Annotated in this window: 26 protein-coding genes; 19 read left to right on the plus strand and 7 right to left on the minus strand. The window is 73.3% G+C overall.

Going from position 1 to position 22,757, the window contains the following annotated elements:
• Positions 1-53: 53 nt before the first annotated feature.
• A complete protein-coding gene (locus tag KDN32_RS08575; protein ID WP_211731589.1) occupies positions 54-236 on the plus strand; it encodes a hypothetical protein in 183 nt (60 codons plus the stop codon).
• A 4-nt stretch (positions 237-240) separates the two neighbouring features.
• On the opposite strand, the gene KDN32_RS08580 is transcribed toward KDN32_RS08575, so the two are convergent.
• The gene (locus KDN32_RS08580) at positions 241-1,218 is read right to left on the minus strand and encodes an SMP-30/gluconolactonase/LRE family protein (RefSeq protein ID WP_211731590.1); all 978 of its coding nucleotides are present in this window, start codon (positions 1,216-1,218) and stop codon (positions 241-243) included.
• A gap of 122 nt (positions 1,219-1,340) precedes the next feature.
• On the opposite strand from KDN32_RS08580, the gene KDN32_RS23285 reads away from it, so the two are divergent.
• Positions 1,341-2,123: an aminoglycoside adenylyltransferase domain-containing protein gene (locus tag KDN32_RS23285; RefSeq protein WP_211731591.1), complete on the plus strand. Its 783-nt coding sequence runs from the start codon at positions 1,341-1,343 to the stop codon at positions 2,121-2,123.
• A 16-nt stretch (positions 2,124-2,139) separates the two neighbouring features.
• The gene (locus KDN32_RS08590) at positions 2,140-2,541 is read left to right on the plus strand and encodes a hypothetical protein (protein ID WP_211731592.1); all 402 of its coding nucleotides are present in this window, start codon (positions 2,140-2,142) and stop codon (positions 2,539-2,541) included.
• Here KDN32_RS08590 and KDN32_RS08595 read toward each other — a convergent pair whose 3' ends face one another.
• Positions 2,542-3,468: a hypothetical protein gene (locus tag KDN32_RS08595; protein ID WP_211731593.1), complete on the minus strand. Its 927-nt coding sequence runs from the start codon at positions 3,466-3,468 to the stop codon at positions 2,542-2,544.
• A 53-nt stretch (positions 3,469-3,521) separates the two neighbouring features.
• On the opposite strand from KDN32_RS08595, the gene KDN32_RS08600 reads away from it, so the two are divergent.
• Positions 3,522-4,067, plus strand: a complete 546-nt coding sequence (locus KDN32_RS08600) for an NYN domain-containing protein (protein ID WP_211731594.1) — start codon at positions 3,522-3,524, stop codon at positions 4,065-4,067.
• Positions 4,068-4,076: 9 nt separating this feature from the next.
• Positions 4,077-4,682, plus strand: coding sequence for an acVLRF1 family peptidyl-tRNA hydrolase (locus tag KDN32_RS08605; RefSeq protein ID WP_211731595.1), 606 nt, complete (start codon positions 4,077-4,079; stop codon positions 4,680-4,682).
• A gap of 3 nt (positions 4,683-4,685) precedes the next feature.
• Here the strand turns inward: KDN32_RS08605 and KDN32_RS08610 are convergent, their stop codons facing one another.
• Positions 4,686-5,171: a GbsR/MarR family transcriptional regulator gene (locus KDN32_RS08610; RefSeq protein ID WP_211731596.1), complete on the minus strand. Its 486-nt coding sequence runs from the start codon at positions 5,169-5,171 to the stop codon at positions 4,686-4,688.
• Between the two features lie 55 nt (positions 5,172-5,226).
• Here KDN32_RS08610 and KDN32_RS08615 point away from each other — a divergent pair, with 55 nt between their 5' ends.
• The 3 genes from KDN32_RS08615 to KDN32_RS08625 are packed head-to-tail and all read left to right on the plus strand — an operon-like array spanning position 5,227 to position 8,592.
• On the plus strand, positions 5,227-6,117 hold the full coding sequence (locus tag KDN32_RS08615) for an ABC transporter ATP-binding protein (protein WP_307853859.1): 891 nt from the start codon (positions 5,227-5,229) through the stop codon (positions 6,115-6,117).
• The gene (locus tag KDN32_RS08620) at positions 6,114-7,679 is read left to right on the plus strand and encodes an ABC transporter permease (protein WP_211731598.1); all 1,566 of its coding nucleotides are present in this window, start codon (positions 6,114-6,116) and stop codon (positions 7,677-7,679) included. The genes KDN32_RS08615 and KDN32_RS08620 overlap by 4 nt, the downstream gene beginning before the upstream one ends.
• 10 nt (positions 7,680-7,689) lie before the next feature.
• The gene (locus KDN32_RS08625; RefSeq protein WP_211731599.1) at positions 7,690-8,592 is read left to right on the plus strand and encodes an aminoglycoside phosphotransferase/kinase family protein; all 903 of its coding nucleotides are present in this window, start codon (positions 7,690-7,692) and stop codon (positions 8,590-8,592) included.
• 22 nt (positions 8,593-8,614) lie between these two features.
• Here the strand turns inward: KDN32_RS08625 and ypfJ are convergent, their stop codons facing one another.
• Complete coding sequence (gene ypfJ / locus KDN32_RS08630) at positions 8,615-9,553, minus strand: KPN_02809 family neutral zinc metallopeptidase (protein WP_211731600.1); 939 nt, start codon at positions 9,551-9,553, stop codon at positions 8,615-8,617.
• Between the two features lie 111 nt (positions 9,554-9,664).
• On the opposite strand from ypfJ, the gene KDN32_RS08635 reads away from it, so the two are divergent.
• From KDN32_RS08635 to KDN32_RS08650, 4 genes are all read left to right on the plus strand, one after another.
• Positions 9,665-11,263, plus strand: coding sequence for an ABC-F family ATP-binding cassette domain-containing protein (locus KDN32_RS08635; RefSeq protein ID WP_211731601.1), 1,599 nt, complete (start codon positions 9,665-9,667; stop codon positions 11,261-11,263).
• 220 nt (positions 11,264-11,483) lie between these two features.
• A complete protein-coding gene (locus KDN32_RS08640; RefSeq protein ID WP_211731602.1) occupies positions 11,484-12,266 on the plus strand; it encodes an enoyl-CoA hydratase/isomerase family protein in 783 nt (260 codons plus the stop codon).
• A 92-nt stretch (positions 12,267-12,358) separates the two neighbouring features.
• Positions 12,359-14,242 (plus strand): ABC transporter ATP-binding protein, encoded by a 1,884-nt coding sequence (locus KDN32_RS08645; RefSeq protein WP_211732448.1) that lies wholly within the window; start codon positions 12,359-12,361, stop codon positions 14,240-14,242.
• A 170-nt stretch (positions 14,243-14,412) separates the two neighbouring features.
• Positions 14,413-15,183 (plus strand): SDR family oxidoreductase, encoded by a 771-nt coding sequence (locus KDN32_RS08650; protein ID WP_211731603.1) that lies wholly within the window; start codon positions 14,413-14,415, stop codon positions 15,181-15,183.
• Here KDN32_RS08650 and KDN32_RS08655 read toward each other — a convergent pair.
• The gene (locus KDN32_RS08655) at positions 15,127-16,041 is read right to left on the minus strand and encodes an SURF1 family cytochrome oxidase biogenesis protein (protein WP_211731604.1); all 915 of its coding nucleotides are present in this window, start codon (positions 16,039-16,041) and stop codon (positions 15,127-15,129) included. The genes KDN32_RS08650 and KDN32_RS08655 overlap by 57 nt on opposite strands.
• Before the next feature lie 62 nt (positions 16,042-16,103).
• Between KDN32_RS08655 and moaA the strand changes: the two genes are divergently transcribed.
• Complete coding sequence (gene moaA, locus KDN32_RS08660) at positions 16,104-17,090, plus strand: GTP 3',8-cyclase MoaA (RefSeq protein ID WP_211732449.1); 987 nt, start codon at positions 16,104-16,106, stop codon at positions 17,088-17,090.
• Entirely contained in the window at positions 17,087-17,503 is a 417-nt protein-coding gene (locus KDN32_RS08665; RefSeq protein WP_211731605.1) for a hypothetical protein, read from the plus strand. Before moaA ends, KDN32_RS08665 begins: the two co-directional genes overlap by 4 nt.
• 25 nt (positions 17,504-17,528) lie before the next feature.
• On the opposite strand, the gene KDN32_RS08670 is transcribed toward KDN32_RS08665, so the two are convergent.
• Positions 17,529-17,729, minus strand: a complete 201-nt coding sequence (locus tag KDN32_RS08670; protein ID WP_211731606.1) for an acetone carboxylase — start codon at positions 17,727-17,729, stop codon at positions 17,529-17,531.
• A gap of 173 nt (positions 17,730-17,902) precedes the next feature.
• The gene (locus tag KDN32_RS08675) at positions 17,903-18,193 is read right to left on the minus strand and encodes a DUF3099 domain-containing protein (RefSeq protein WP_211731607.1); all 291 of its coding nucleotides are present in this window, start codon (positions 18,191-18,193) and stop codon (positions 17,903-17,905) included.
• 73 nt (positions 18,194-18,266) lie between these two features.
• Here KDN32_RS08675 and KDN32_RS08680 point away from each other — a divergent pair, with 73 nt between their 5' ends.
• The 5 genes from KDN32_RS08680 (at position 18,267) to KDN32_RS08700 (ending at position 22,587) form a co-directional block, all read left to right on the plus strand.
• Positions 18,267-18,479 (plus strand): dodecin, encoded by a 213-nt coding sequence (locus KDN32_RS08680; protein WP_135840398.1) that lies wholly within the window; start codon positions 18,267-18,269, stop codon positions 18,477-18,479.
• Positions 18,480-18,548: 69 nt separating this feature from the next.
• Positions 18,549-19,268 carry a 3-oxoacyl-[acyl-carrier-protein] reductase gene (gene fabG / locus KDN32_RS08685; RefSeq protein ID WP_211732450.1) on the plus strand — a complete coding sequence of 240 codons (720 nt, stop codon included), beginning with the start codon at positions 18,549-18,551 and terminating at the stop codon, positions 19,266-19,268.
• Between the two features lie 55 nt (positions 19,269-19,323).
• Entirely contained in the window at positions 19,324-20,094 is a 771-nt protein-coding gene (gene fabI / locus KDN32_RS08690) for an enoyl-ACP reductase FabI (RefSeq protein WP_211731608.1), read from the plus strand.
• A 31-nt stretch (positions 20,095-20,125) separates the two neighbouring features.
• Positions 20,126-21,832, plus strand: a complete 1,707-nt coding sequence (locus tag KDN32_RS08695; RefSeq protein ID WP_307853862.1) for a Mur ligase family protein — start codon at positions 20,126-20,128, stop codon at positions 21,830-21,832.
• Positions 21,833-22,125: 293 nt separating this feature from the next.
• Positions 22,126-22,587: an AMIN-like domain-containing (lipo)protein gene (locus KDN32_RS08700; RefSeq protein WP_211731609.1), complete on the plus strand. Its 462-nt coding sequence runs from the start codon at positions 22,126-22,128 to the stop codon at positions 22,585-22,587.
• Positions 22,588-22,757: the final 170 nt, after the last annotated feature.

The following is a 22,757-nucleotide window of genomic DNA, read 5'->3' on the forward strand; positions in this document are numbered from 1 at the left end:
GTCGTGCCGTGTGGCACGGGCGGTGCGCGGGCGCTGACGGCAGAGTCGCACCCATGAACCGGAACACACTGTCCTTCATCGCCCTCGCCGTCTCGATGCTCTTCGGGGCCGGATTCGCCAGCGTCCCGGAGGCCGCCCGCGGCGGGTACGCCGCCGTCGGCGGGGTCGTCGTCGCCCTTCTCTGGATCGCGTCGGGACGCTTCGGACGGCCCGACACGGCGTCGCCGCGCCGGTGAACGGTCAGTGGTGGCGCGTCGGCGTCGCCCGCACCTTGGTCACCCAGTAGTCCGTGGTGGGCGTCGGGGTGGTGCTGAACCGTGCGTTCGGCAGGTAGAGGTGCGAGCCGGACCGCGCGACCGTCGTGGGCACGTCGAAGCTGGTCGAGGGGTCCAGGTCGGCAGCGGTGATGGTGCGGACCAGCCGTCCGGCCAGGCCCGTGCGTGAGAGCGTCAGCACCGCGATCTCGCCTGCCTGGTTGCGCACGACGTAGAGGGTGCGCCCGACCCTCAGCATGCCGTCCCCCTGCGTGAGCATCGCACCGCCGAGGTCGACGGCGACGGCCTCGCCCGTCACCCGGTCGACCCGGTAGAGCACGCCGGTGGTCGAGTTGACGACGAGGAGGCCCCGGCCCGTCGGGGCGGTCGTGATGCCGTTGGCGCCGAAGCCGGTGCCCTGGACCCACTCGCCACCCAGCGGCAGCGTCGTCGGCGTCCCGGTCGGGACGCCCGAGGCGGAGCGATCGAGGCGGTAGAGCTGGGCCTGGGAGGAGTCGGTGAACCAGGCGGACCGGCGGGTCAGCACGACGTCGTTGACGAAGCTCGTCCCGGTGGTCAGCGCGACCTCGGCGAGGACGTCGCCGCTGTCCACGTCGACGACGCGGGCGGTGCCGGACGGGCCGCCGGCGACGTAGAGGTGGCCGCGGCGGTCGCTCTTCAGGCCGACCGAGGGCGTGCTCGGTCCCTGGCTCACCACGGTGCCCTGCCCGGTGCGGAGCGACACCTCGTAGATGTCGCCGTCGGCCAGCGAGCCCAGCCAGGCGGTGCCGCGGGTGATCGTGATCCCCGCGGGCTGGAAGCCCGGCGGCAGCTCGATGCGTGCGGGGAACACCCGGTCGCGGTCGGGCACGGCGGCGGACGACGGGGCGGTCCCGCCGAGCAGGGTGGCGCCGAGGACGGCGGCGGCGGTCGAGGCGGCGACCGAGCGGGCTGGATGGCGCATGAGGAGTACCTCCGAGCGGGTCCGGGACTCGACCGCAACCCCGGGCGCGGGAGCCCGACCAGCCCCGCTGACCTGCGGATATTCCGTGGCGCCGGGTGCGACCCGGGGCGCACACTCCCTGCGTGCTCAACCCCCACCCCACGCGTTACGCCGAGCTCAACGGCGTGCTCCACGACCTCGTCACCGGCGCCCGGGAGGCGCTCGGCGAGGCCTTCGTCGGCGCCTACCTGCAGGGCTCGTTCGCCCTCGGCGCGGGCGACCTGCACAGCGACTGCGACTTCCTGGTGGTCGTGCGCGAGCGCCCCGACGTCGCTCAGGAAGCGGCCCTGCGCCGCCTGCACCACGACCTGCCGCACCGCGACGGCCACTGGAACCGTCACCTCGAGGGGTCGTATGCCGTCGCCGCCGACCTGCGCACGACCGCGGGCCTCGGTCGCGACTGGCTCTACGTCGACCACGGGTCCGACGAGATGGAGTGGTCGGAGCACTGCAACCAGCCGTGGAGCCGCTGGATCGTGCGCGAGCACGGCATCACGCTCCTGGGCCCGTGCCCGGTCGAGCTGATGGAGCCGGTCCCGGCGGACGTCCTGCGCGAGCACGCGCTCGCGAGCCTCGCCACGATCACCGACGACGTGCTCGGCTGGTGCCCGCCCACCATCGCGTGGTGCCAGCGCTACCTCGTCGTGCAGGCCGCGCGCAGCCTCTACACCGTGCGCACCGGCGAGGTGGCCAGCAAGCGCGACGCGCTGCGCTGGTCGATGGTGCACGGCGACCCGCGCTGGCGGCCGCTGCTGCAGCAGGTGCTGGGCGACCGTGACTGCGGCTTCGACCCGATGGCTGCCCCGCGACCGGGGTCGATGGAGGAGGCACGCGCCTTCGCGGCGCACGTCGCGGCCGTGGCCTGACCCGTAGGCTCGTGGCATGAGCGAGCGCGAGGTCGACCCCCAGCCGGTGGACCACGGCGAGATCGACTTCGACCACGAGGAGCTGCGGGTCTTCTGGGACCTCGCGCGGTTCCACGCCAGGCTCAACACGATGCCCGGCTACTTCGGGCCGACCGCGCTGGAATCGGTCCCACCGCCGGGATGGGCCTTCGGCGAGTCCGCCGAGGAGTCCGACGCGTACGTCGCCCGGGTCCTGGCCGAGGACGGCGGGTCCACGACGGCCCCGCTCGTCGACTACGCGGGCGACCTGCCGCAGGTCGGCGCGCTCTCCATCCTGTGCGACGGCGCCGGCGTGCCGCGCGCCCTCCTGGAGGTCACGGACGTGGCCGAGCAGGACGACGAGGTCGTCGAGTCGTTCCGCGTCGTCCACCGGTCCTGATCACCCGCGGTAGGTCGGCAGCGCCGGCTGCCAGGTGAGCGGCACGGCCGGCACGATGTCCTCGTCGGTGTCGTCGGGCCACGTCGCGCGACCGACGTACGTCGTCCCGGCGAGCGTCAGCCGGACGGTGTAGTCGAACGGTCCGCTCCCGAGGGTCGTCGCGCGGCGGCCGAGCCGGTCCGGGGCGCGGAACGACAGCGAGCCCTCGGTCCAGCACCGGTCCGCGGGACCGAGCGGGAGCACGACGGAGCCGCCGTCGGCGGAGGTGACCGTGATGTCCGCGCTCGCGTCGTCGTAGGTGCGGTCGAGGTCGGAGACGAAGAGCTCGACCCCGTAGGAGTCGAGGGTCCCGTCGTGGTCGGCGAGCACCGCGGCCTGGCCGGTCGCGGCGTCGGGGAAGGTGCCGTCCGTCGGCGTGTGCCACCGGACGGTCGTCACCGCGTCGCCGCCGGTCGGGCCGCGACCGAACAGGTCGACGTCCCAGTCGCCGGCCGGCCCGGCGGGAGGGACCCGGAACGTGCGCTCGCCGGTGGTCTCGACCGGGACGGTGACCTGGCGCCCGCACCCGGCGCGGGTGCCGTGCTCGCGGAAGGTGGCGTCGAAGGTCCAGCCGGGGAGGTCGAAGGCGAACTCCAGCGCGGTGGGCGTGCCGACCGACGGGGGAGTGTCCGAGGGGCCGCCGTCGGCGCACCCGCTCGCGTAGCAGATCGTCCAGGGGCTCAGGGACCGCTGCCCGTCGGGCGTGAGCACGTGGAACTGGGGCGGCCGGTCGATCGAGAAGGAGTCCGGAGACCGCTCCGCGGGGACCTCCAGCCCGCTGGGCACCGTGGTGGCCGGGGACCGTGGGGCCGGCGCGACCGTCCCGGGGGTCGAGGCGCCGCACGCCGTGAGCACCAGTGCCGCCGCAGCGACCAGGACCGTCCGCATGAGGGTCCGACGCGGTGGCGTGCGGAGGCGTTCCGGTGTGGGAGAGTCCTCGCATGGCCGAGCGGAAGACCTACCTCCTCGTCGACGGGGAGAACATCGACGCCACCCTCGGGACCTCGATCCTCGGGCGCCGGCCGCGCCCGGAGGAGCGGCCCCGCTGGGACCGGCTGCTCGAGTGGGCCGAGCGGGCCTTCGACCAGGACGTCTCCGGCCTGTTCTTCCTCGCCGCCGGCACCGAGCTGCCGACGAGCTTCGTCCAGGCGCTGCTGGCCATCGGGTTCACCCCGATCCCGCTGAGCGGCGAGGGCAAGGTCGTCGACATCGCCATCCAGCGCACCGCCGAGGCACTGGTGCACCGCGAGGCGGACGTGGTGCTGGTCAGCCACGACGGCGACTTCGTCGACCAGGTCTCGGCGCTGTGCGACGGCTCCCGCCAGGTCGGGGTCATCGGCTTCACCGAGTTCGTCAACTCGCAGTTCCGCAACCTGCCCGGACTGCGGATCTTCGACCTCGAGTACGACCTCGGCGCCTTCAACGCCTCGCTGCCGCGCACCCGGATCATCCCGATCGACGAGTTCGACCCGCTCGACTTCCTCTGAGGGGTCGCGGTGCCGGTCGTGCTGGTCCCGCCCGCCCGGTGGGGGCGGTGGGTCGACAACTTCGGCGCGCGTCACGGCGGCGCCTCGCTGTCGGTGTCCGACGGTGCGCTGCACGGCGCGGCCGAGGACGGGTCGCGCTTCACCGCGCGGCTCCCGTTCGACACGACGTACGACGGGGCGGTCGACGCCAACGCCTTCGCCAGCGCCGCGGTGCCGCCGGGCGCCTGGGGCGTGCTCCTCGTCCGCAAGGGCGGGTTCGCCGTCGCGCGGCTCGCGGCTGACCGGACGGTCGACTCGAAGGTGGGGCAGCGGCACGTCCAGGGTCGCACCAAGGCCGGCGGCCAGAGCCAGCAGCGCTTCGCCCGCCGACGGGACAACCAGGCCCGGCAGGCCTACGAGGCGGCCGCCGACCACGCCGCCCGGATCCTCGACGGGGTACGCGTGGTCGTCACCGGGGGAGACCACGCCGCCGTGGACGCGGTGCTCGCCGACCCGCGCCTCGCGCGCGCACGCGTGGTGGGTCCGTGGCTGCCCGTCCCGGACCCGCGGCGCGCGGTGCTCGAGCAGGCGGTCGCCGACGCGTGCGCGCTCCAGGTCGACGTCGTCAACGCCTGACGGTCACCCGCGGGTCCGCAGGTCGTCCTCCAGCTCGCGGCGGCGCACCTCCCAGCGCGCGGCGATGCCGTCCATCTCGGAGCTGACGAAGGCCAGGAACTCGCGCATGAGCACCAGCCGCGGGCGTGCGGGGGAGTCGTCCGGGAGCCCGGCGAGGCCGTCGTCGAGCGCCTTCAGCATCGGGGCGTACGCGCTGTCCTTCTGCACCATCGCGCCGTGCCACGCGTCGTCGTCGACCACGTAGACGTCGCGCCGCGTGCCGCGCTCGCGCTCGCGGTGGACGAACCCGACCTGGGTCAGGAACTTGATCGCCCCCGACACGGCCGCCGGGCTGATGCCGAGCGCACCCGACAGCTCCGCCGACGTCATCCGGCCGTCGTCGTCGGCCGTGAGCGCGGCGAACACCCGGGAGGGGAGGCGGGGGAGCCCGGCGTCGGTCATCGCTCCGCCCATGCGCTCGACGTACTGCTCGACCGGGGACTGTGGCATGTCACCACCTTATAAAGATTCACACAAGTGTGAAAGCAGGCGTAGCGTGGGAGGCGTGACGCCACCGATCGAGATCAGCGGACTCGTCAAGACCTTCGGCAGCGTGCGGGCGCTCGACGGCCTCGACCTCACGGTCGACGCGGGCGAGGTGCACGGCTTCCTGGGACCCAACGGCGCGGGCAAGTCCACCACCATCCGGGTGCTGCTGGGCCTGCTGCGCAGCACGGCCGGCTCGGTCACCGTCTTCGGGCTCGACCCGTGGGGCGACGCGACCGAGATCCACCGGCGGCTGGCCTACGTGCCGGGCGACGTGAGCCTGTGGCCCAACCTCACCGGCGGCGAGACCATCGACCTGCTCCTGCGGATGCGCGACGTCGACCCTCGCGGCACGCGCCGCGACGAGCTGCTGCAGCGCTTCGAGCTCGATCCGACCAAGAAGGGGCGCGCGTACTCGAAGGGGAACCGGCAGAAGGTGGCGCTGGTGGCAGCGTTCGCCACGCCCACCGACCTGCTCGTGCTCGACGAGCCGACCTCTGGGCTGGACCCTCTCATGGAGGAGGTCTTCAACCAGTGCCTGGCCGAGCACAAGGCGTCCGGCACCACGGTGCTGCTGTCGAGCCACATCCTCAGCGAGGTCGAGCGGCTCGCCGACCGCGTCACGATCATCCGTGGCGGCCGGGCCGTGGAGTCGGGATCGCTCGACCAGCTGCGCCACCTGCGTCGCAACCGGGTCCGGGCCATGGTGTCGGGCACGCTGCCCGACCTGTCCGGGCTGGACGGGGTGCACGACGTCGACGTGGACGGCCGGGTCGTGCAGGCGTCCGTCGACCCTGCCGGCCTCCCGCTGCTGCTCAAGGCGCTCGACGCCGCAGGAGTCGTCTCGCTGACGAGCACCCCGCCCACCCTCGAGGAGCTGTTCCTCGACGCCTACCGGAGCACGCCATGAGGCCGCGGCTGCGCGGCACCGGCCTGCTGCTGCGCTTCGCGCTCCGGCGCGACCGCGTGCTGCTGGGGGCGTGGCTGCTCGTGCTGACCGCCACCGTCGCCGCGAGCGCCGCCGCGACGGGTCCGCTCTACGCCTCCACGGCCGAGCGGGTGGCCGCAGCGGAGGCGATCAACGCCAGCCCGGCGGTCGTCGCCCTCTACGGACCGATCCTCGACACCTCGAGCCTCGGCGAGCTCTCGATGACCAAGATGACCGTGCTCTACGCGGTGTTCGTCGCCTTCCTGTCCGTGGTCGTGGTGCGCCGCCACACCCGGGTCGAGGAGGAGACCGGACGCGCCGAGGTCGTCGGCGCCACGGCGGTCGGCGCCGACGCCCCGACCGCGGCCGCGGTGCTCGAGGCGGTGCTGGCCTCCGTCCTCCTCGGGGTGCTCGTCGCCGCCGTGGACGTCGCTGCGGGGCTGCCGGTGGGCGGGTCGGTGCTCTTCGCCGCGTCGTGGACGGGGATCGGGCTGGTCGGCGCCGGCGTCGGGCTGCTCGCCGCCCAGGTGTCGTCGAGCGCCCGCACCGTCGGGTTCCTCGCGTCGGCGGTCATCGGCGTCCTCTACCTCCTGCGCGCAGTCGGCGACCTGACCGCCGGGTGGCTCTCGTGGCTGACGCCCTTCGGCTGGGGCACCCAGCTGAGCGCCTGGTCCGCGCCGCGGGTGTGGCTGCTCGCGCTCTACCCGCTCCTCGCCGTCGTCCTCGCTGCGGCGGCGGTCGCGCTGCGCCGGCGCCGCGACCTGGGCGCCGGGATCGTGCCGGACCGGCCAGGTCCGGCGGTGGGGTCCCCACGCCTGCGCGACGGCCTCGCTCTGGTCTGGCGCCAGCAGGGCACGGCACTGGTCGGCTGGACGGTCGGCGCCGCGGTGCTGGGCGGGCTGATGGGATCGATCGTCCCGTCGATCGGCGACATGCTCGACACCGAGGCGACGCGCGGCGTGATCGAGGCGATGGGCGGGGCCGGTGCCCTGCAGGACGCCCTCGTGTTCGCCCTCGCGTCGATCGGTGCCGTCGTCATCACCTGCTTCGGGATCGCGACGGTGACCCGCGCAGCCGGCGACGAGCACGACGGGCGTACGGAGACCGTGCTCGCGACCGCGACGTCCCGCTCGGCGCTGCTCCTCGCGCTGGCCTCGGCCGCGCTGGTGGGCACGACCTGGCTGCTGCTGGTCTCGGGCGTCGCGACGGCGGTCGGTCGGGGGGACGGCCTGTCGGCGGTCGGCGCGGCGCTCGCCCAGGCTCCCGCGGTGTGGGTGGTGCTGGGTGCGGCGCTGCTGCTGCTGTCGTTGCGCAGCCGGTGGGCGGTGGCGGGATGGGCGGTCCTGGTGCTCTGCGTGACCCTCGGCCAGGTCGGCGCCGCCCTGGAGCTGCCCGGGTGGGTCCTGGGGCTCTCACCGTTCCACCACGTCCCGAAGTACCCGACCGAGTCCTTCGCGTGGCAGCCCGAGGCGGGCCTCACCCTCGTCGCGCTGCTCGCCGTGGCGGCGGCCTGGTGGCGCTACCGGAGCCGCGACATCGGCTAGCGTCCTCGCCATGTGGCAGCCCGAGCCGGGGTGGCAGCGCCTCCCGGGAGCCGGTCCCGCGACGACGGGCGTCTGGTCGGCGTCGTCGGAGGGACGCGAGGTGGTCGTCAAGCGGCTCACCGCCCCGGACCCGCACGACGCGCCGGGGACCCTCGCCCCGTCGGACGTCAACTACTGGCGGCGCGCCGCCGACGTCGCCCTCAGCGGGGTCGTCGCGTCCTCGCCGGGCCTGCGGGAAGCACCGGTCGTCCGGGTCGAGGAGGACGACGAGGGCGTCACCCTCGTGCACGAGCGGGTGGTGCGGCAGGACGCGCCCGGCCCGTGGCTCGCGGCCTGCCTCGGGCGCTTCGCCGCGGCCGACCTCGGCCGGCACCCGTGGCTGGCACGCGACCAGCTGCGCACCCGCCTTGCGCTCGTCGAGCGGCGCGGCGGCTGGCGGACCCTCGCCCGGACGCCCGTCGCGGACGTCGCCGACCACCTGTGGTCGCGCCGCGGCGCCTGGCTCGACCGCTGCGACGCCCTGCCGCAGGTCGCCCAGCACGGCGACCCCTCGGCGGCCAACATCCCGGGGCGGCACGGCGACGGTGCCGTCGCGATCGACTGGGCACACCTGGGCACCGGCCCGGTGGGCGCCGACCTCGGCTACCTGTCGCTCGCCACCCGCGAGGAGGTCGGCCCGCTCGTCGAGGCGTACGCCGCCGCCCTCCCGCCCGGCCTCGCCGACCGTGACCAGGTCCTGCTCGGCGCGCGGGTGATGGCCGTCTACACCGCCCTCACCCGGCTGGACTGGGCGCTCGCCCGGGTCGCGGACGGTGACGGCGCGCTGGCCGGCAAGTTCCGCCACCCGAGCGTGGCGCCCTACATCCACGCCATGCAGCGCCAGGTCGACCAGATCGAGGCCCTGCTCGCCTGAGCGGGGTCGAGAGGTCGGTCGATCAGAGGCTGCTGGCCGAGAAGGTGTCGCAGGCCTCGAGCGTGCCCTGCTCGTAGCCGGTGGTGAACCAGCGCATCCGCTGCTCCGACGACCCGTGGGTCCAGCCCTCGGGGTCGACCCGCTGGCCGGCCTGCTGCTGGATCCGGTCGTCGCCGACCGCCTTGGCCGAGTCGAGCGCCTCGGCGATGTCGCCCTGGTCGAGGCCCTCGAGGATGCCGTCACCGTCGGCCGCGTCGCGGGTCCACATGCCGGCGTAGCAGTCGGCCTGCAGCTCGAGGCGCACCGCGTCGGAGCTCGCGCCCTGCTGGGTGCGGACCTGTCCCATGGTGCCGAGCAGGTTCTGGATGTGGTGGCCGTACTCGTGGCCGAGGACGTAGGGCTCGACGAAGTCTCCGCCCTGGCCGCCGAGCTGGCCCTCGAGGACGTCGGAGAAGAAGGTGGTGTCGAGGTAGATCTGCTGGTCGGCCGGGCAGTAGAACGGGCCGACCTGCGAGGACGCCTGGCCACAGCCGGTCGCGACGCCGCCGGCGAAGGTCTTGATCGCGGCCGGGGTGAAGTCGGTGCCGCCCTGCTCGGGGAGGGTCCGCGCCCAGAACTGCTCGAGGGAGTACGCCACGGCCTTGCGCGCGCAGTCGGCGTCGCGGTTGGCGTCGGCGCCGGACGTGCAGTCGGCGTAGCGCTGGTCGCCGGAGTCGATGCCCTCGGGCTGGCCGATCGAGCCGCCCTGGCCGCTCGTACCGCCGGAGCCGCCGGGCAGCCCGCCGCCCACGCACGTGGTGAGCACGATGAACAGCACGATGATGATGAGTCCGCCGATGCCGCCACCGGCACGCGCGCCGCCCGGGATCGGGATCCGCATCGGGGATCCGCCGCCGCCACCACCACGACCCGCGTCACTCACGCGACCCCTGCTGATGTCGGCCTTCGGGTTGAAGCGCATGGTCGTGCCTTTCGCCGTCGCTCACGCCCGTGTGGTGGCGTCAGCGCAGGTTAGCGCCTGACGCCGACGATGCGGCGCCACGCGTCACCCCTTCGTAGGATGTGGCACGAGATGATCACCGCCCAGAAGCTCGAGGTCCGAGCCGGCGCGCGGCTCCTCATGGAGGACGTCACCTTCCGCATCGCCTCGGGCGACAAGGTGGGCCTCGTGGGGCGCAACGGCGCCGGCAAGACGACCCTCACCCGCATCCTCGCCGGCGAGGGCACCCCGGCCGACGGCCAGGTGCTGCGCAGCGGCGAGATCGGCTACCTCCCGCAGGACCCGCGCGTCGGTGACCCCGAGGTGATCGCCCGCGACCGCATCCTCTCGGCCCGCGGCCTCGACGAGGTCGTGCGCCGCCTGCGCGAGGCCGAGGTCGACATGGCGAGCGAGGACCCGAAGGTCCACGAGCGCGGCATGAAGCGGTGGGCGCGTGCCGACGCCGAGCTGCACGCCGGCGGCGGCTACGCCGCGGAGTCCGAGGCCGCCCAGATGGCCGCCGCGCTCGGCATCGAGGAGCGGCTGCTCGCCCAGCCCATCGGCACCCTGTCCGGCGGCCAGCGCCGCCGTGTCGAGCTCGCCCGGATCCTGTTCTCCGGCGCCGAGATCATGCTCCTCGACGAGCCGACCAACCACCTCGACGCCGACTCGATCATCTGGCTGCGCGACTTCCTCAAGGCGCACCGCGGCGGCTTCGTGGTGATCAGCCACGACAACGCGCTGCTCGAGGCGACGGTCAACAAGGTCTTCCACCTCGACGCCAACCGCGCCGTCATCGACGTCTACAACATGGGCTGGCACAACTACCTCACCCAGCGCGAGGACGACGAGAAGCGCCGCAAGCGCGAGCGGCAGAACGCCGAGAACAAGGCCAAGGTGCTCACCGACCAGGCCAACAAGATGCGCGCCAAGGCGACCAAGGCCCAGGCGGCACAGTCGATGCTCAAGCGTGCCGAGAAGATGATGGCCGGCATCGAGGGCGAGCGCGCCGCCGACAAGGTCGCCCGGATCGCGTTCCCGGAGCCCGCGCCCTGCGGCAAGACGCCGCTGATGGGCACCGAGCTGTCGAAGTCGTACGGCTCGCTCGAGGTGTTCACCGCCGTCGACCTCGCCATCGACCGGGGGAGCCGGGTGGTCATCCTCGGCCTCAACGGCGCCGGCAAGACCACGATGCTGCGCATCCTCGCCGGCGTCGACCAGCCCGACACCGGCCAGGTCGTCCCGGGCCACGGGCTCAAGATGGGCTACTACGCCCAGGAGCACGAGACGCTCGACGTCAACCGGACCGTGCTGGAGAACATGCACAGCGCCGCGCCCGAGCTCACCGACACCCAGGCGCGGTCGGTGCTGGGCTCGTTCCTCTTCTCCGGCGACGACGCCCACAAGCCGGCCGGGGTGCTGTCCGGTGGCGAGAAGACCCGCCTCGCCCTGGCGATCCTCGTCGTCTCCAGCGCCAACGTGCTCCTGCTCGACGAGCCCACGAACAACCTGGACCCGGCCTCCCGCGAGGAGGTGCTGCACGCGATCCGCAGCTACAAGGGCGCGATCATCCTCGTCACCCACGACGAGGGCGCGGTGCGCGCGCTCGACCCCGACCGGGTGCTGCTGCTGCCGGACGGCGACGAGGACCTCTGGACCGACGACTACGCCGACCTGGTGTCGCTCGCCTGACCCAGCCGCCCTCGGTGGTTGAGGTGCGAGCGCGTCTCCTCGGTGGTTGAGGTGCGGGCGCGTCTCCTCGGTGGTCGAGGTGCGGGCGCATCTCTTCGGTGGTTGAGGTGCGAGCGCATCTCCTCGGTGGTCGAGGTGCGAGCACATCTCCTCGGTGGTTGAGGTGCGAGCGCAGCGAGCCTCGAAACCACACGTTACCGATCGGTAGTAACCTCGCGGCATGACTCCCGAAGAGCTCGCCGCCGTCGGTCTCCGCCTCGACGTGGACGGTGCGGTCGCGACGATCACCGTCGACCGCCCCGAGGTGCGCAACGCCCAGACGCCCGCGATGTGGCTGGCGCTCGGCGAGGTGGGCGCGAGCCTGTCCGACGACGTGCGCGTCGTGGTGGTGACGGGCGAGGGCGAGACGTTCTCCGCGGGCCTCGACCGCGCGATGCTCGACCCGACCAACGCCGGCCCCGGCACCGTGCTCGAGCTGCTGTCGCTGGGCGACGAGGAGGCATCGGCGCGCATCGACGCCTTCCAGGGCGGCTTCACGTGGCTGCGCGACCCGCGCTTCGTGTCGATCGCGAAGGTCCGCGGCCACGCGGTCGGCGCCGGCTTCCAGCTCGCCCTGTCCTGCGACCTGCGGATGGTCGCGGACGACGCGAAGTTCTGCATGAAGGAGTCCGCGCTCGGGCTGGTGCCCGACCTCACCGGCACCCAGCCGCTCGTGGAGCACGTCGGCTACTCCCGCGCCCTCGAGATCTGCGCGACCGCCCGGACCGTGGGTGCCGAGGAGGCGGTGCGGATCGGCCTCGCGACGGGGTCGTACGCCTCCGCGGACCTCGACGCGGCGGTCGCCGAGCTCGCGGCCGCGCTGTGCGCGCCGATGGCCGGCGTCGTCCCCGAGACCAAGGCGCTGCTGCAGGGCGCCACCGACCGCGACCTCGACGAGCAGCGTCGCCTCGAGCGCGAGGCCCAGGTGCGCCGCTTCCGCGCGGTCGCTGCGGCGTTGGGCTGATCGCCGGGCCGGCCCCGCTGTCGGTCGTCGACGGAACAATGGGGCACGCCCGACGGTTGAGCGGGTGAGCCGACGAAGGAGCATGCATGTCGATGGGGCCGGGAGGCGGGGGACCGCCGTGGCGCCACCTGCGCAGTGACCGCAGCGTGGTGGACAACAAGATCGAGCGCAGCACCGTGCGGCGTGTGCTTGGCTTCGCGCGTCCCCACCGGCACCTGATCGCCGGGTTCCTCGCGGTCACCGTCGTCGACGCGGCGCTCGTGGTGCTGCCGCCGCTGCTGCTCAAGATGATCATCGACGACGGCGTCCGCACCGGTGACACCTCGCTGGTCGTCTGGCTCGCCGTCCTCGTGGCGCTCGTGGCGGTCGCCGACTCCGCGTTCGGCCTGGTCACCGGCTGGTTGTCCAGCCGGATCGGCGAGGGCCTGATCTACGACCTCCGCACCCAGGTCTTCGCCCACGTCCAGCGCCAGTCGCTGGCCTTCTTCACCCGCACCCAGACCGGTGCACTGGTCAGCCGGCTCAACAACGACGTGATCGGCGCCCAGCGCGCCTTCACCTCGACCCTCCAGGGCACGGTCTCCAACATCATCTCGGCCGTCGTCGTCGGCGTGACGATGCTGTTCCTCAGCTGGCCGGTCACGCTGCTGTGCGTCGCGCTCTTCCCGATCCTGCTGGTCGCCTCGCGCCTGGTCGGCAACCGGCTGGCGAGCCTGTCGCGCGAGCAGATGGACGGCAACGCCGACCTCGGCAACGCGATGACCGAGCGGTTCAACGTCGGCGGCGCGATGCTGCTCAAGCTGTTCGGCCGCCGCGAGGAGGAGGACGTCGCCTACGCCCGCAAGGCCGCGGTTGTCCGCGACCTCGGCGTCCGGATCTCGCTGCTGACCCGCATCTTCTTCGCCGCGATGACCCTCGTCCCCTCTCTCGCGACCGCGCTGGTCTACGGCATCGGTGGCTGGCTCGCCATCCGGGGCGACCTCTCGGTCGGCACCATCGTCGCCCTCGGCGTGCTGCTGACCCGGCTGCTCGGCCCGCTGCAGGGCCTGTCCAACGTGCGCATCGACGTGATGACCGCGCTGGTGAGCTTCGACCGGGTCTTCGAGGTGCTCGACCTGCCCTCGCTCATCCAGGAGAAGCCCGACGCCGTGGTCCTGCCGCCCACCGCGTCGCGGCTGGAGTTCGACCACGTCGCCTTCACCTACCCGCGCGCCGACCAGATCTCGCTGGCCTCGCTCGAGACCGTCGCCCGCACGGAGTCCCGCGACACCGGCCAGGTGCTCCACGACGTGACGTTCACCGCCGAGCCCGGCCGGATGGTGGCGCTTGTCGGTCCGTCCGGCGCCGGGAAGACGACCGTCACCCACCTCGTGGCGCGGCTCTACGACGTCGAGTCCGGTGCGGTGCGCGTCGGCGGCCACGACGTGCGCGACGTGACGCTCCAGTCGCTGGAGGACGTCGTCGGCTACGTCACCCAGGACGCCCACATGTTCCACGACACGATCCGGGCCAACCTGCTCTACGCACGCCCGTCCGCGCTGGAGGCCGACGTCTGGGCCGCGCTGGAGGCCGCGCAGGTCGCCGGCCTCGTGCGGTCGCTCCCCGACGGCCTCGACACGGTGGTCGGCGACCGCGGCTACCGGCTCAGTGGCGGCGAGCGCCAGCGCCTCGCGATCGCGCGCCTGCTGCTCAAGGCACCGGCCATCGTCGTCCTCGACGAGGCGACCGCCCACCTCGACAGCGAGTCCGAGGCGGCGGTCCAGCAGGCGCTCGACGCCGCGCTCGAGGGGCGTACGTCGCTGGTCATCGCGCACCGGCTCTCCACCGTCCGCAACGCCGACCTGATCCTCGTCCTCGACGACGGCCGGGTCGTGCAGCAGGGCACCCACGCCGAGCTGCTGGCCGCCGGCGGGCTCTATGCCACGCTCCACGCCACGCAGTTCCGCGAGGCCGCCACGGAGCCGGTCGCCGGCTGACGTCGCGGCACGCCGCCCCGGTCCCGATGAGCGGTGCGTGAGCCACGTTCCACGGCTCGCGAACGTGGGTGGGCCACCGCCGGCGGCGTGGCGTACGCAGCGCGCCCGACGCGACAGCGCGGACTCGGGTCGCCGGCTGACGGTGGCGTGGTGCGTCTAGGGTCGGCGGCATGGACCTCCAGCTCACCGACAAGGTCTTCCTCGTCACCGGCGGGGCTCGCGGGCTCGGCCGGGCCACGGCCGACGTGCTGGTCGCCGAGGGCGCCCGTGTCGTCCTCTCCGGCCGCTCGCAGGACACCCTCGACGCTGCGGTCGCGAGCCTCGACGCGATGGCCGGGCGCACGGCGGCCGTGGGCATCGTGGCGGACAACGCCGACCGCGGGACGTCGGCTCGTCTGCTCGCCGCTGCCGACGAGGCGTGGGGACGGCTCGACGGCGCGCTGGTCAGCGTCGGCGGCCCGCCGAAGGGACCGGTGGCGACGATCACCGACGAGCAGTGGACCGCGGCGTTCGAGTCGGTGTTCCTCGGCGCCGTACGCCTGGCGCGCGACGTCGGTGCGGCGCTGCCCGACGGCGGCTCGTTGGGGCTCGTCCTCTCCTCGAGCGTGCGCTCGCCCCTGCCGGAGATGGCGATCTCCAACGGGTTGCGCCCCGGCCTGGCGATGGTGGCCAAGACGCTGGCCGACGAGCTCGGTCCGCGCGGGGTGCGGGTCAACGGCCTGCTGCCAGGCCGGATCGCCACCGAGCGCGTCGCCGAGCTCGACGCCACGACGGGCGACCCCGACGCGGCGCGGGCGGCCGCCGAGCGGACCATCCCGCTGGGTCGCTACGGCGAGCCCGAGGAGTTCGGCCGCGCGGCCGCGTTCCTGCTGTCGCCCGCCGCGTCATTCCTGACGGGCGTGATGCTCCCGGTCGACGGAGGTCTCCTCCGGGCGCTGTGAGGCAGGAGACGGGTCGTCCGGCTCGTCGTCGGGCTCGATCATCTCGCGCCAGGTGCGGCGCTTCTTCGCCGGCTTCCTCGGTGCGGCCGGCTGCGCCGGCCGCGGGTCGGGCGTCCGCTCGGGAGCGCCCGGACGCCCGCCCCGCATCTCGTCGTAGACGAGGTAGAAGAAGCCGAAGATCGCCATCGCCCCGAAGAACCACCACTGCAGGCCGTAGAAGAAGTGCGGGCCGTTGTCGAGCTCGGGCAGCTCGACGGGCTCGAGCGCGGTCGCGGGCTCCGGGGACTCCGAGCGCAGGTCGACCCAGCCGCCGAGGACCTCGCGGCCGAGCGCCTCGCCGATCCGGCCGCTGTCGACGGCGCGGGTGGAGCGGTCGGTGACGAGCGTGCTGTCTCCCTCGGCGTCGCGTCGCACCCAGCCGGTGACGGTGACCTCGCCCTCCGGCGGCGCGGGCACGTCCTCGGAGGTGGCGCCGCGGTTGTCGGTGGCGTACCAGCCGCGGTCGACGAGCAGGCTCGTGCCGTCGGCGAGCTCCAGGGGCACCACCACGTCGACACCGGCCTCGCCCTCGCGGGTCCGGTAGCGCACGATCACCGTGTCGTCGACGGCGTAGGTCCCGGTGGCCTCGACGATGCGCCACTCGTCCTCCTCGCCGGGGTCGGTGTCGGGGGAGAGGACGTCCTCGACCGGGGAGGCGCCGGCCCGCTCGTTGCGCTCGATGATCGAGTTGCGTTCCTTGCGATCGTCGAGGCGGTGGAACTGCCACTCGCCGAGCCGCAGCGCGACCCAGGCGAGGAAGACGACGACGAGCGCGAAGACGATCCAGCGCCGCGAGACGAGGAACCGCAGCCGATGCACGCGTCGAGGTTATCCGGCGGATCCACGGCGCTTCTGGGCGGCCTCGTTAGACTCCGGGGGTGATGACACCTCTGGCAGACCGTTTCGGCCGCGTGGCCACCGACCTGCGTGTCTCCCTGACCGACCGGTGCAACCTGCGCTGCAACTACTGCATGCCGGCCGAGGGACTCGACTGGCTGCCGACCGAGCAGACGCTGACCGACGACGAGGTGGTCCGCCTCGTCACCATCGGCGTCGAGCGCCTCGGGATCACCGAGGTGCGGTTCACCGGCGGCGAGCCGCTGCTGCGCCGCGGGCTGGTCGACATCGTGGGTCGTACGCACGCCCTCGGCGTCGAGACCTCGCTGACCACCAACGCGCTCGGCCTCTCGCGCACCGCGCAGGCCCTCGCCGACGCCGGCCTCGACCGGATCAACGCGAGCATCGACTCGGTGCGCCCGGAGACCTTCGCGGCGATCACGCGTCGCGACCGGCTCGCCGACGTCGTCGCGGGCCTCGAGGCGGCGAAGGCCGCCGGGCTCGGACCGGTCAAGCTCAACGCGGTGCTGCTGCGCGGCACCAACGACGACCAGGCGGCCGAGCTGCTGCGCTGGAGCATCGACCAGGGCTACGAGCTGCGCTTCATCGAGCAGATGCCGCTCGACGCCCAGCACGACTGGAGCCGGGCGGCCATGGTGACCGCCGACGAGATCTTCGAGGCGCTCTCCGCCGAGTTCACCCTCACCCCGCACGGCGCTCCCCGCGGGAGCGCGCCGGCCGAGCTGTTCGACGTCGACGGCGGCCCCGCGACGGTCGGCATCATCGCGTCGGTGACCCGCCCGTTCTGCGGCGACTGCGACCGCGTGCGGCTCACCGCCGACGGACAGGTCCGCAACTGCCTGTTCGCCCGCGAGGAGTCCGACCTGCGCACTGCGCTGCGCTCGGGTGCGGGCGACGAGGAGATCGCCGAGCGCTGGATCATCGCGATGCGCGGCAAGCGCGCCGGCCACGGCATCGACGACGAGACCTTCCTGCAGCCCGACCGTCCGATGTCCGCCATCGGCGGATGAGCGACGACGGCCCGGACCTCACGCCCCTCGGCTCGTGGTTCGGGCCCATCCCCGCGTGGAGGTTCGCCCTGTTCCTCGCGATCGGTGTCGCGATCCACGTCGTCCTGGCGTGGCTGGTCGAGGGCGCCGGGCTCCACGCCTGGCTGGTGATGGGCGTCATCGCCGGCGGTGCCGTGCTGGGCGTCCCGCTGGGTCGGCAGGACGCGCGGGGCGTCCTGCGACCCCGGGTGGACCACCGCGGGAGGCTGGTGTGGCCCGGCGTCGTGGCGTTCGTCGTCCTGGGCGTGGCCGTGGTCGTCACGATCTCGCTGGTCGAGGACGCGCCTCTCTTCTTCCCACTGTTCATGGCGGGTGCCGGCGCGGCGGGCGTCACCGGCGTGCGCTCGCGCGACCGTGCCCTGGCCGCGGCGTGACCGCGAACGGTCCTCGCTGAGCGCCTCAGGCGGGCACGTGCGGCTCGACGTCGCGCAAGAACCCGCGCGCGCCGAGGAAGTCGGACAGCGACGCCCGGTGCTCGTCGCACGCGAGCCAGGTCTTGCGCCGCTCCGGGGTGTGGATCTTCGGGTTGTTCCACAGCAGCGCCCACACGGCGTCGGCCTGGCAGCCCTTGGCCGAGCAGGTGTCGCGGTCGAGCTCCACGGGGGCCTCTCGGGTCGGTGGGAAATGAGAAGTGCCGGACAGCCACGGGGGGAAGCTGTCCGGCACTTCAACCGCGAGCGCAGACGGGGGATGCTGCGTTCGCTGTGCAGAATCATGGCACGCGGCTGGCTGAAAACCAAACTTTCGGATGAGATCGTGCCATCAAATTTTCCTCAGTCTTTCGTCTCGTTCGCCGTCAGTTCGTGGGCGTACGAGGCGTCCGGCAGCGCGAATCCGTCGTTGCGGGTGTCCGAGGCGTTCCCGATGACCACGGCGAGGAACGGGAGGAAGACCGCGGCGCCGACCAGGATCCAGCGCAGCACGCCGTCGCCGACGAACACCGCGGCCAGGAAGCACACGGTGCGGATGGTCATGGAGACGGCGTAGCGGCGCTGCCGCGACTTCATGTCGGCGGCGGCGCTGCTGCGGGCCGTGGTGATGCGTACGGCGTCGGGCTTGGCCATGGCCTCGAGTCTACGTCGCTAGGCTCCGTTTCCCACGGGCCGACCGGACCCGTGGAGGCCGAGGGAGGAACCCATGTCCAACCGCACCTACCGCGTCACCGAGATCGTCGGCACCTCGCCGGACGGCATCGACCAGGCGGTCCGCAACGGGATCGAGCGCGCCGGCCAGACGCTGCGCCACATCGACTGGTTCGAGGTCACCCAGATCCGCGGGCAGGCCAAGGACGGCTCGGTCGAGCACTTCCAGGTCGGGATGAAGGTCGGCTTCCGCCTCGAGGACGAGTGAGCGCGTCCGCGCCGGGACCCTGTTTCGGTCTACCCCCCGGTAATCACTAGCGTCGGGCCCGTGACCGAGATGCCTGCCGCCAGCACCCCCCGCTCCGTCCTCGTGACCGGAGGCAACCGCGGCATCGGCCGCGCGATCGCCGAGGCGTTCCTCGCCCAGGGCGACAAGGTCGCCGTCACGACCCGCAACGGGGGAGCCCCCGACGGCGCGCTCGACGTGCGCTGCGACATCACCGACCCGGCCGCGGTCGAGGCCGCGTTCGCCCAGGTCGAGGAGGCGCACGGCCCGGTCGAGGTGCTGGTCGCCAACGCCGGCATCACCAAGGACACGCTTCTGCTGCGGATGAGCGAGGACGACTGGTCCTCGGTGCTCGACACCAACCTGACCGGCACGTTCCGGCTGGCCAAGCGGGCCGCCAAGGGCATGCTGCGCCAGCGCCGCGGCCGGATCATCCTGATCTCGTCGGTCGTCGGCCTGCTGGGCTCGGCCGGCCAGGTCAACTACGCCGCATCGAAGGCCGGCCTCGTCGGGCTCGCCCGCTCGCTGGCGCGCGAGCTGGGTAGCCGGTCGATCACGACCAACGTCGTCGCCCCGGGCTTCGTGGAGACCGACATGACCGAGGTGCTCACCGACGACCAGAAGTCGGCGATCAAGGCCCAGGTCCCGCTCGGCCGGTACGCCTCGCCCGCCGAGGTCGCGTCCGCCGTCACCTGGCTGGCCTCCGACGGCGCCGCGTACGTCACCGGGGCGGTCATCCCGGTCGACGGCGGCCTCGGCATGGGCCACTGAGCACCAGCGACACCCACCGACACTCCGCACCGCCCACAGAGAAGGACACACGCACATGGGAATCCTCGACGGCAAGCGCATCCTGGTCGCCGGCGTGACGATGGACAGCTCGATCGGCTTCGCGACCGCGAAGATCGCGCAGGAGCAGGGCGCGACCGTGCTGATCTCCAACTTCGGCCGCGCGCTCGGCATCACGAAGCGGATCGCCAAGCGGCTGCCGCAGGAGCCGCCGGTGCTCGAGCTCGACGTCACCGACCAGGCGCACCTCGACGGCCTCGCCGACCAGGTGCGTGAGCACGTCGACGGCCTCGACGGCGTCGTGCACTCCATCGCCTACGGCAACCCCGAGACGCTGCTCGGCGGCAGGTTCATGGACGGGCCGTGGGACGACGTCGCGCAGGCCGTGCAGGTGTCGGCGTACTCGCTGAAGTCGCTCGCGGTGGCGACCCGCCCGCTGCTCTCGCGCGGCTCCTCGATCGTCGGGCTGACCTTCGACGCGACCACCGCGTGGCCGGCCTACGACTGGATGGGCGTGGCGAAGGCGGCGCTGGAGAACACCTCGCGCTACGTCGCCCGCGACCTCGGCCCCGACGGCATCCGCTGCAACCTGGTCTCGGCCGGCCCGCTCAAGACGCTCGCCGCGAAGGCGATCCCGGGCTTCGAGGACCTCGAGTCGGCATGGAAGGACCGCGCCCCCCTCGGGTGGGACGAGGCCGACCACACCCCGACCGCCCAGGCCGTGTGTGCGCTGCTCAGCGACTTCTTCCCGGCCACGACCGGCGAGATCGTGCACGTGGACGGCGGCTTCCACGCGATGGGGCTGTAACGCCACACCGACGGTTCGGTAGTTTTCGGCGGTGACCTCCCTCGTCGAGCTGCGGATCCTCGAAGGCCCCAACCTCTACTTCCCCCGCGCGGCGGTGAAGCTGACGCTCGACGTGTCGGTGATCAGCGACGCGAGCGACGAGGCGGCGCTGCGGTTCGCGCGCCGGATCGGCCTGCGCACCACGCGACCGGGTGCGCCGGGGTCCGGCTTCCGGCAGCGGTTCGCGCTGCGCGCCGTCGAGCGGCTCGTGCGCGCCATCGCGGGCGAGGCCGGCACGCGGCGCCTCGCGGTCCGGGTACGGCCGACGTCGGACCCCCAGGTCCTCGTCGTGGCGTTCCCGTGGCGCAACCGCGGGCGGGCGCGCGCGCTCGGGGAGGCCGTGGCGCACGCGCTCGACGCGCTGCCCGCACCCGACCTCGACGCGGCCGTCAGCGCGGCTGCCGCTGAGGTCGCCGCGGCCGAGCCGGGGGAGCGGCCGACCACGATCACGCCCCGCATCCCGGTCGTCGCGGTGACCGGCACCAACGGCAAGACGACCACCAGCCGGATGGTCGCGCACATCGCCCGCACCAGCGGGCTCGTGGTCGGCTGGTCCAACACCGACGGCGTCTACCGCGACGGCGTGCTCGTCGAGGCCGGCGACTACTCGGGTCCGTCCGGGGCCGCCCGCGCGCTCGGCCTGCCGGACGTGCAGCTCGCCGTCACCGAGACCGCCCGCGGCGGGATCCTGCTCAAGGGCATCGGCATCACCCGCAACGACGTCTCCGTGGTCACCAACGTGACCGCCGACCACCTCGGCCTGCAGGGCATCGACACCGTCGACCAGCTCGCCGAGGTGAAGTCGGTGGTCCCGCGGATCACCCGTCGCGACGGCTGGGCGGTGCTCAACGGCGACGACCCGCGCGTGCTCGCGATGCGCCAGGTCGTCTCCGCGCAGCCGTGGATCTTCAGCCGCGACCCCGACTCGCCGGCCGTGCGCGAGGCGCTCGGACACGGCGGTCGCGCGACGACCGTGATCGACGGGTGGATCACCGTCCTCGTGCCCGGCGCCGACCCCGACCCGCTCCTCGAGCTGGTCGACGTCCCGATGACCCTCGCCGGTCTCTCGCGCTTCAACATCGAGAACGCCCTCGCGGCCGCCTCCGCCGCGCTGGCGATCGGCCTGGCCCGCGAGCACGTGGTCGAGGGCCTGCGGTCCTTCCGGCCGGACGCCGAGCACAACCCGGGCCGGATGAACTTCTTCTCGCTCCCCGCCCCCGACGGGCAGGGCGTGTCGGTGGTGATGGACCTCGCCCACAACGAGGCGGGGCTCGAGGCGCTGCTCGAGATCATGGCGGGCGTACGCCCTCCGGACGCGCGGCTGCTGCTCGGCCTCGGCGCGGTGGGCGACCGCACCGACGAGCTGATCGACGCGCTCGGCGAGATCGGCGCGAAGGGCAGCGACATCCTGGCCATCGGCCACAAGGCCCACTACCTCCGCGGGCGCACCATGGACGAGATCGACGCGCTGCTGCGTGCCGGCGCCGCACGGGTCGGGGTCACCGACATCGACACCTACGACACCGAGGTCGCGTGCCTCGCCGCGCTGGTGGACCGGGCCGAGCCCGGCGACGTGGTCGGGCTGATGTGCCACGCGGAGCGCCAGCAGGCCTACGACTGGATCGCGGAGCACGGCGGGACGGCCGACAGCCCGGAGACGCTGGCAGAGAAGGTGAGGGCGGCGTCGTCACCCGCCTGAGAGGTGGGTGAGGGGGATTCCGAGCCTCGGAAGTGCCCCTCACGCACCGCTCGCTGCAACCGGACGCGGGGCTGGCGCGTCCACCACGTGACGACGGAGCGGCGGGACGGGGACGAGCGATGACGAGCACCAGCGGGGCGGTCGTGGCGTCGGCGGTGCTCGCCCTGGCACTCGCGGGCTGCGGAGCGCCCGGTGAGCCAACGTCCGACCGGAGCGTCCGACCGACGCCCACGCCGTCCAGCCCGACGTCCACGCCGACCTCCTCGCCACGCTCGGCAGTACTGGACGGGGTCGTGCCCGCGTTCCCGACGGGCACCGACAGCCAGTACGTCGAATCGCGTCCCCGCTCCCTGCTGGTCCTGACCGACGTGCGGGGCGGGCGCCACGACGGCTTCGACCGCGTCGTGATGCAGTTCCGCGGGCCCGGGAAGCCCGGCTGGTACACCGCGTACGTCCGACGCCCACGTGCCGACGGCAGCGGGGAGCGGGTGCCGGTCGCGGGCGACAGCTTCCTCGACGTCTACGCCTCGGGCACGACGTACGACCCGGACGAGCCTGCCTACGACTACGACACGCGGCGTCACGTCGCCGTCCCCGGGGACGGACCCGTGCGCGACGTCTACGTGCTCGGGACCTTCGAGGGCAACACCCAGGTGCTGGTCGGGATCGAGGGCGCCGCTCGGCCGTACCGGGTCTTCCGGCTCGCCGACCCGCCGCGGCTGGTCGTCGACGTACGTGACACCGCCGGCGGCTGAGGGCAACCGCGGACGCTCCGGCGCGCTGACGGGCGGTGCGTGACCCACATTCCCAGGGTCGAGAATGTGGGTGGCTCACCGCTCGTGGGCGTGGCGCGAGTGGGCGCGCTGACCGGCGGTGCGTGACCCACGTTCCGGTGGCTGGAAACGTGGGTGGCTCACCGCCGGGG

Origin of the sequence: Nocardioides palaemonis (assembly GCF_018275325.1) — a bacterium.
GTDB lineage: Bacteria > Actinomycetota > Actinomycetes > Propionibacteriales > Nocardioidaceae > Nocardioides > Nocardioides palaemonis.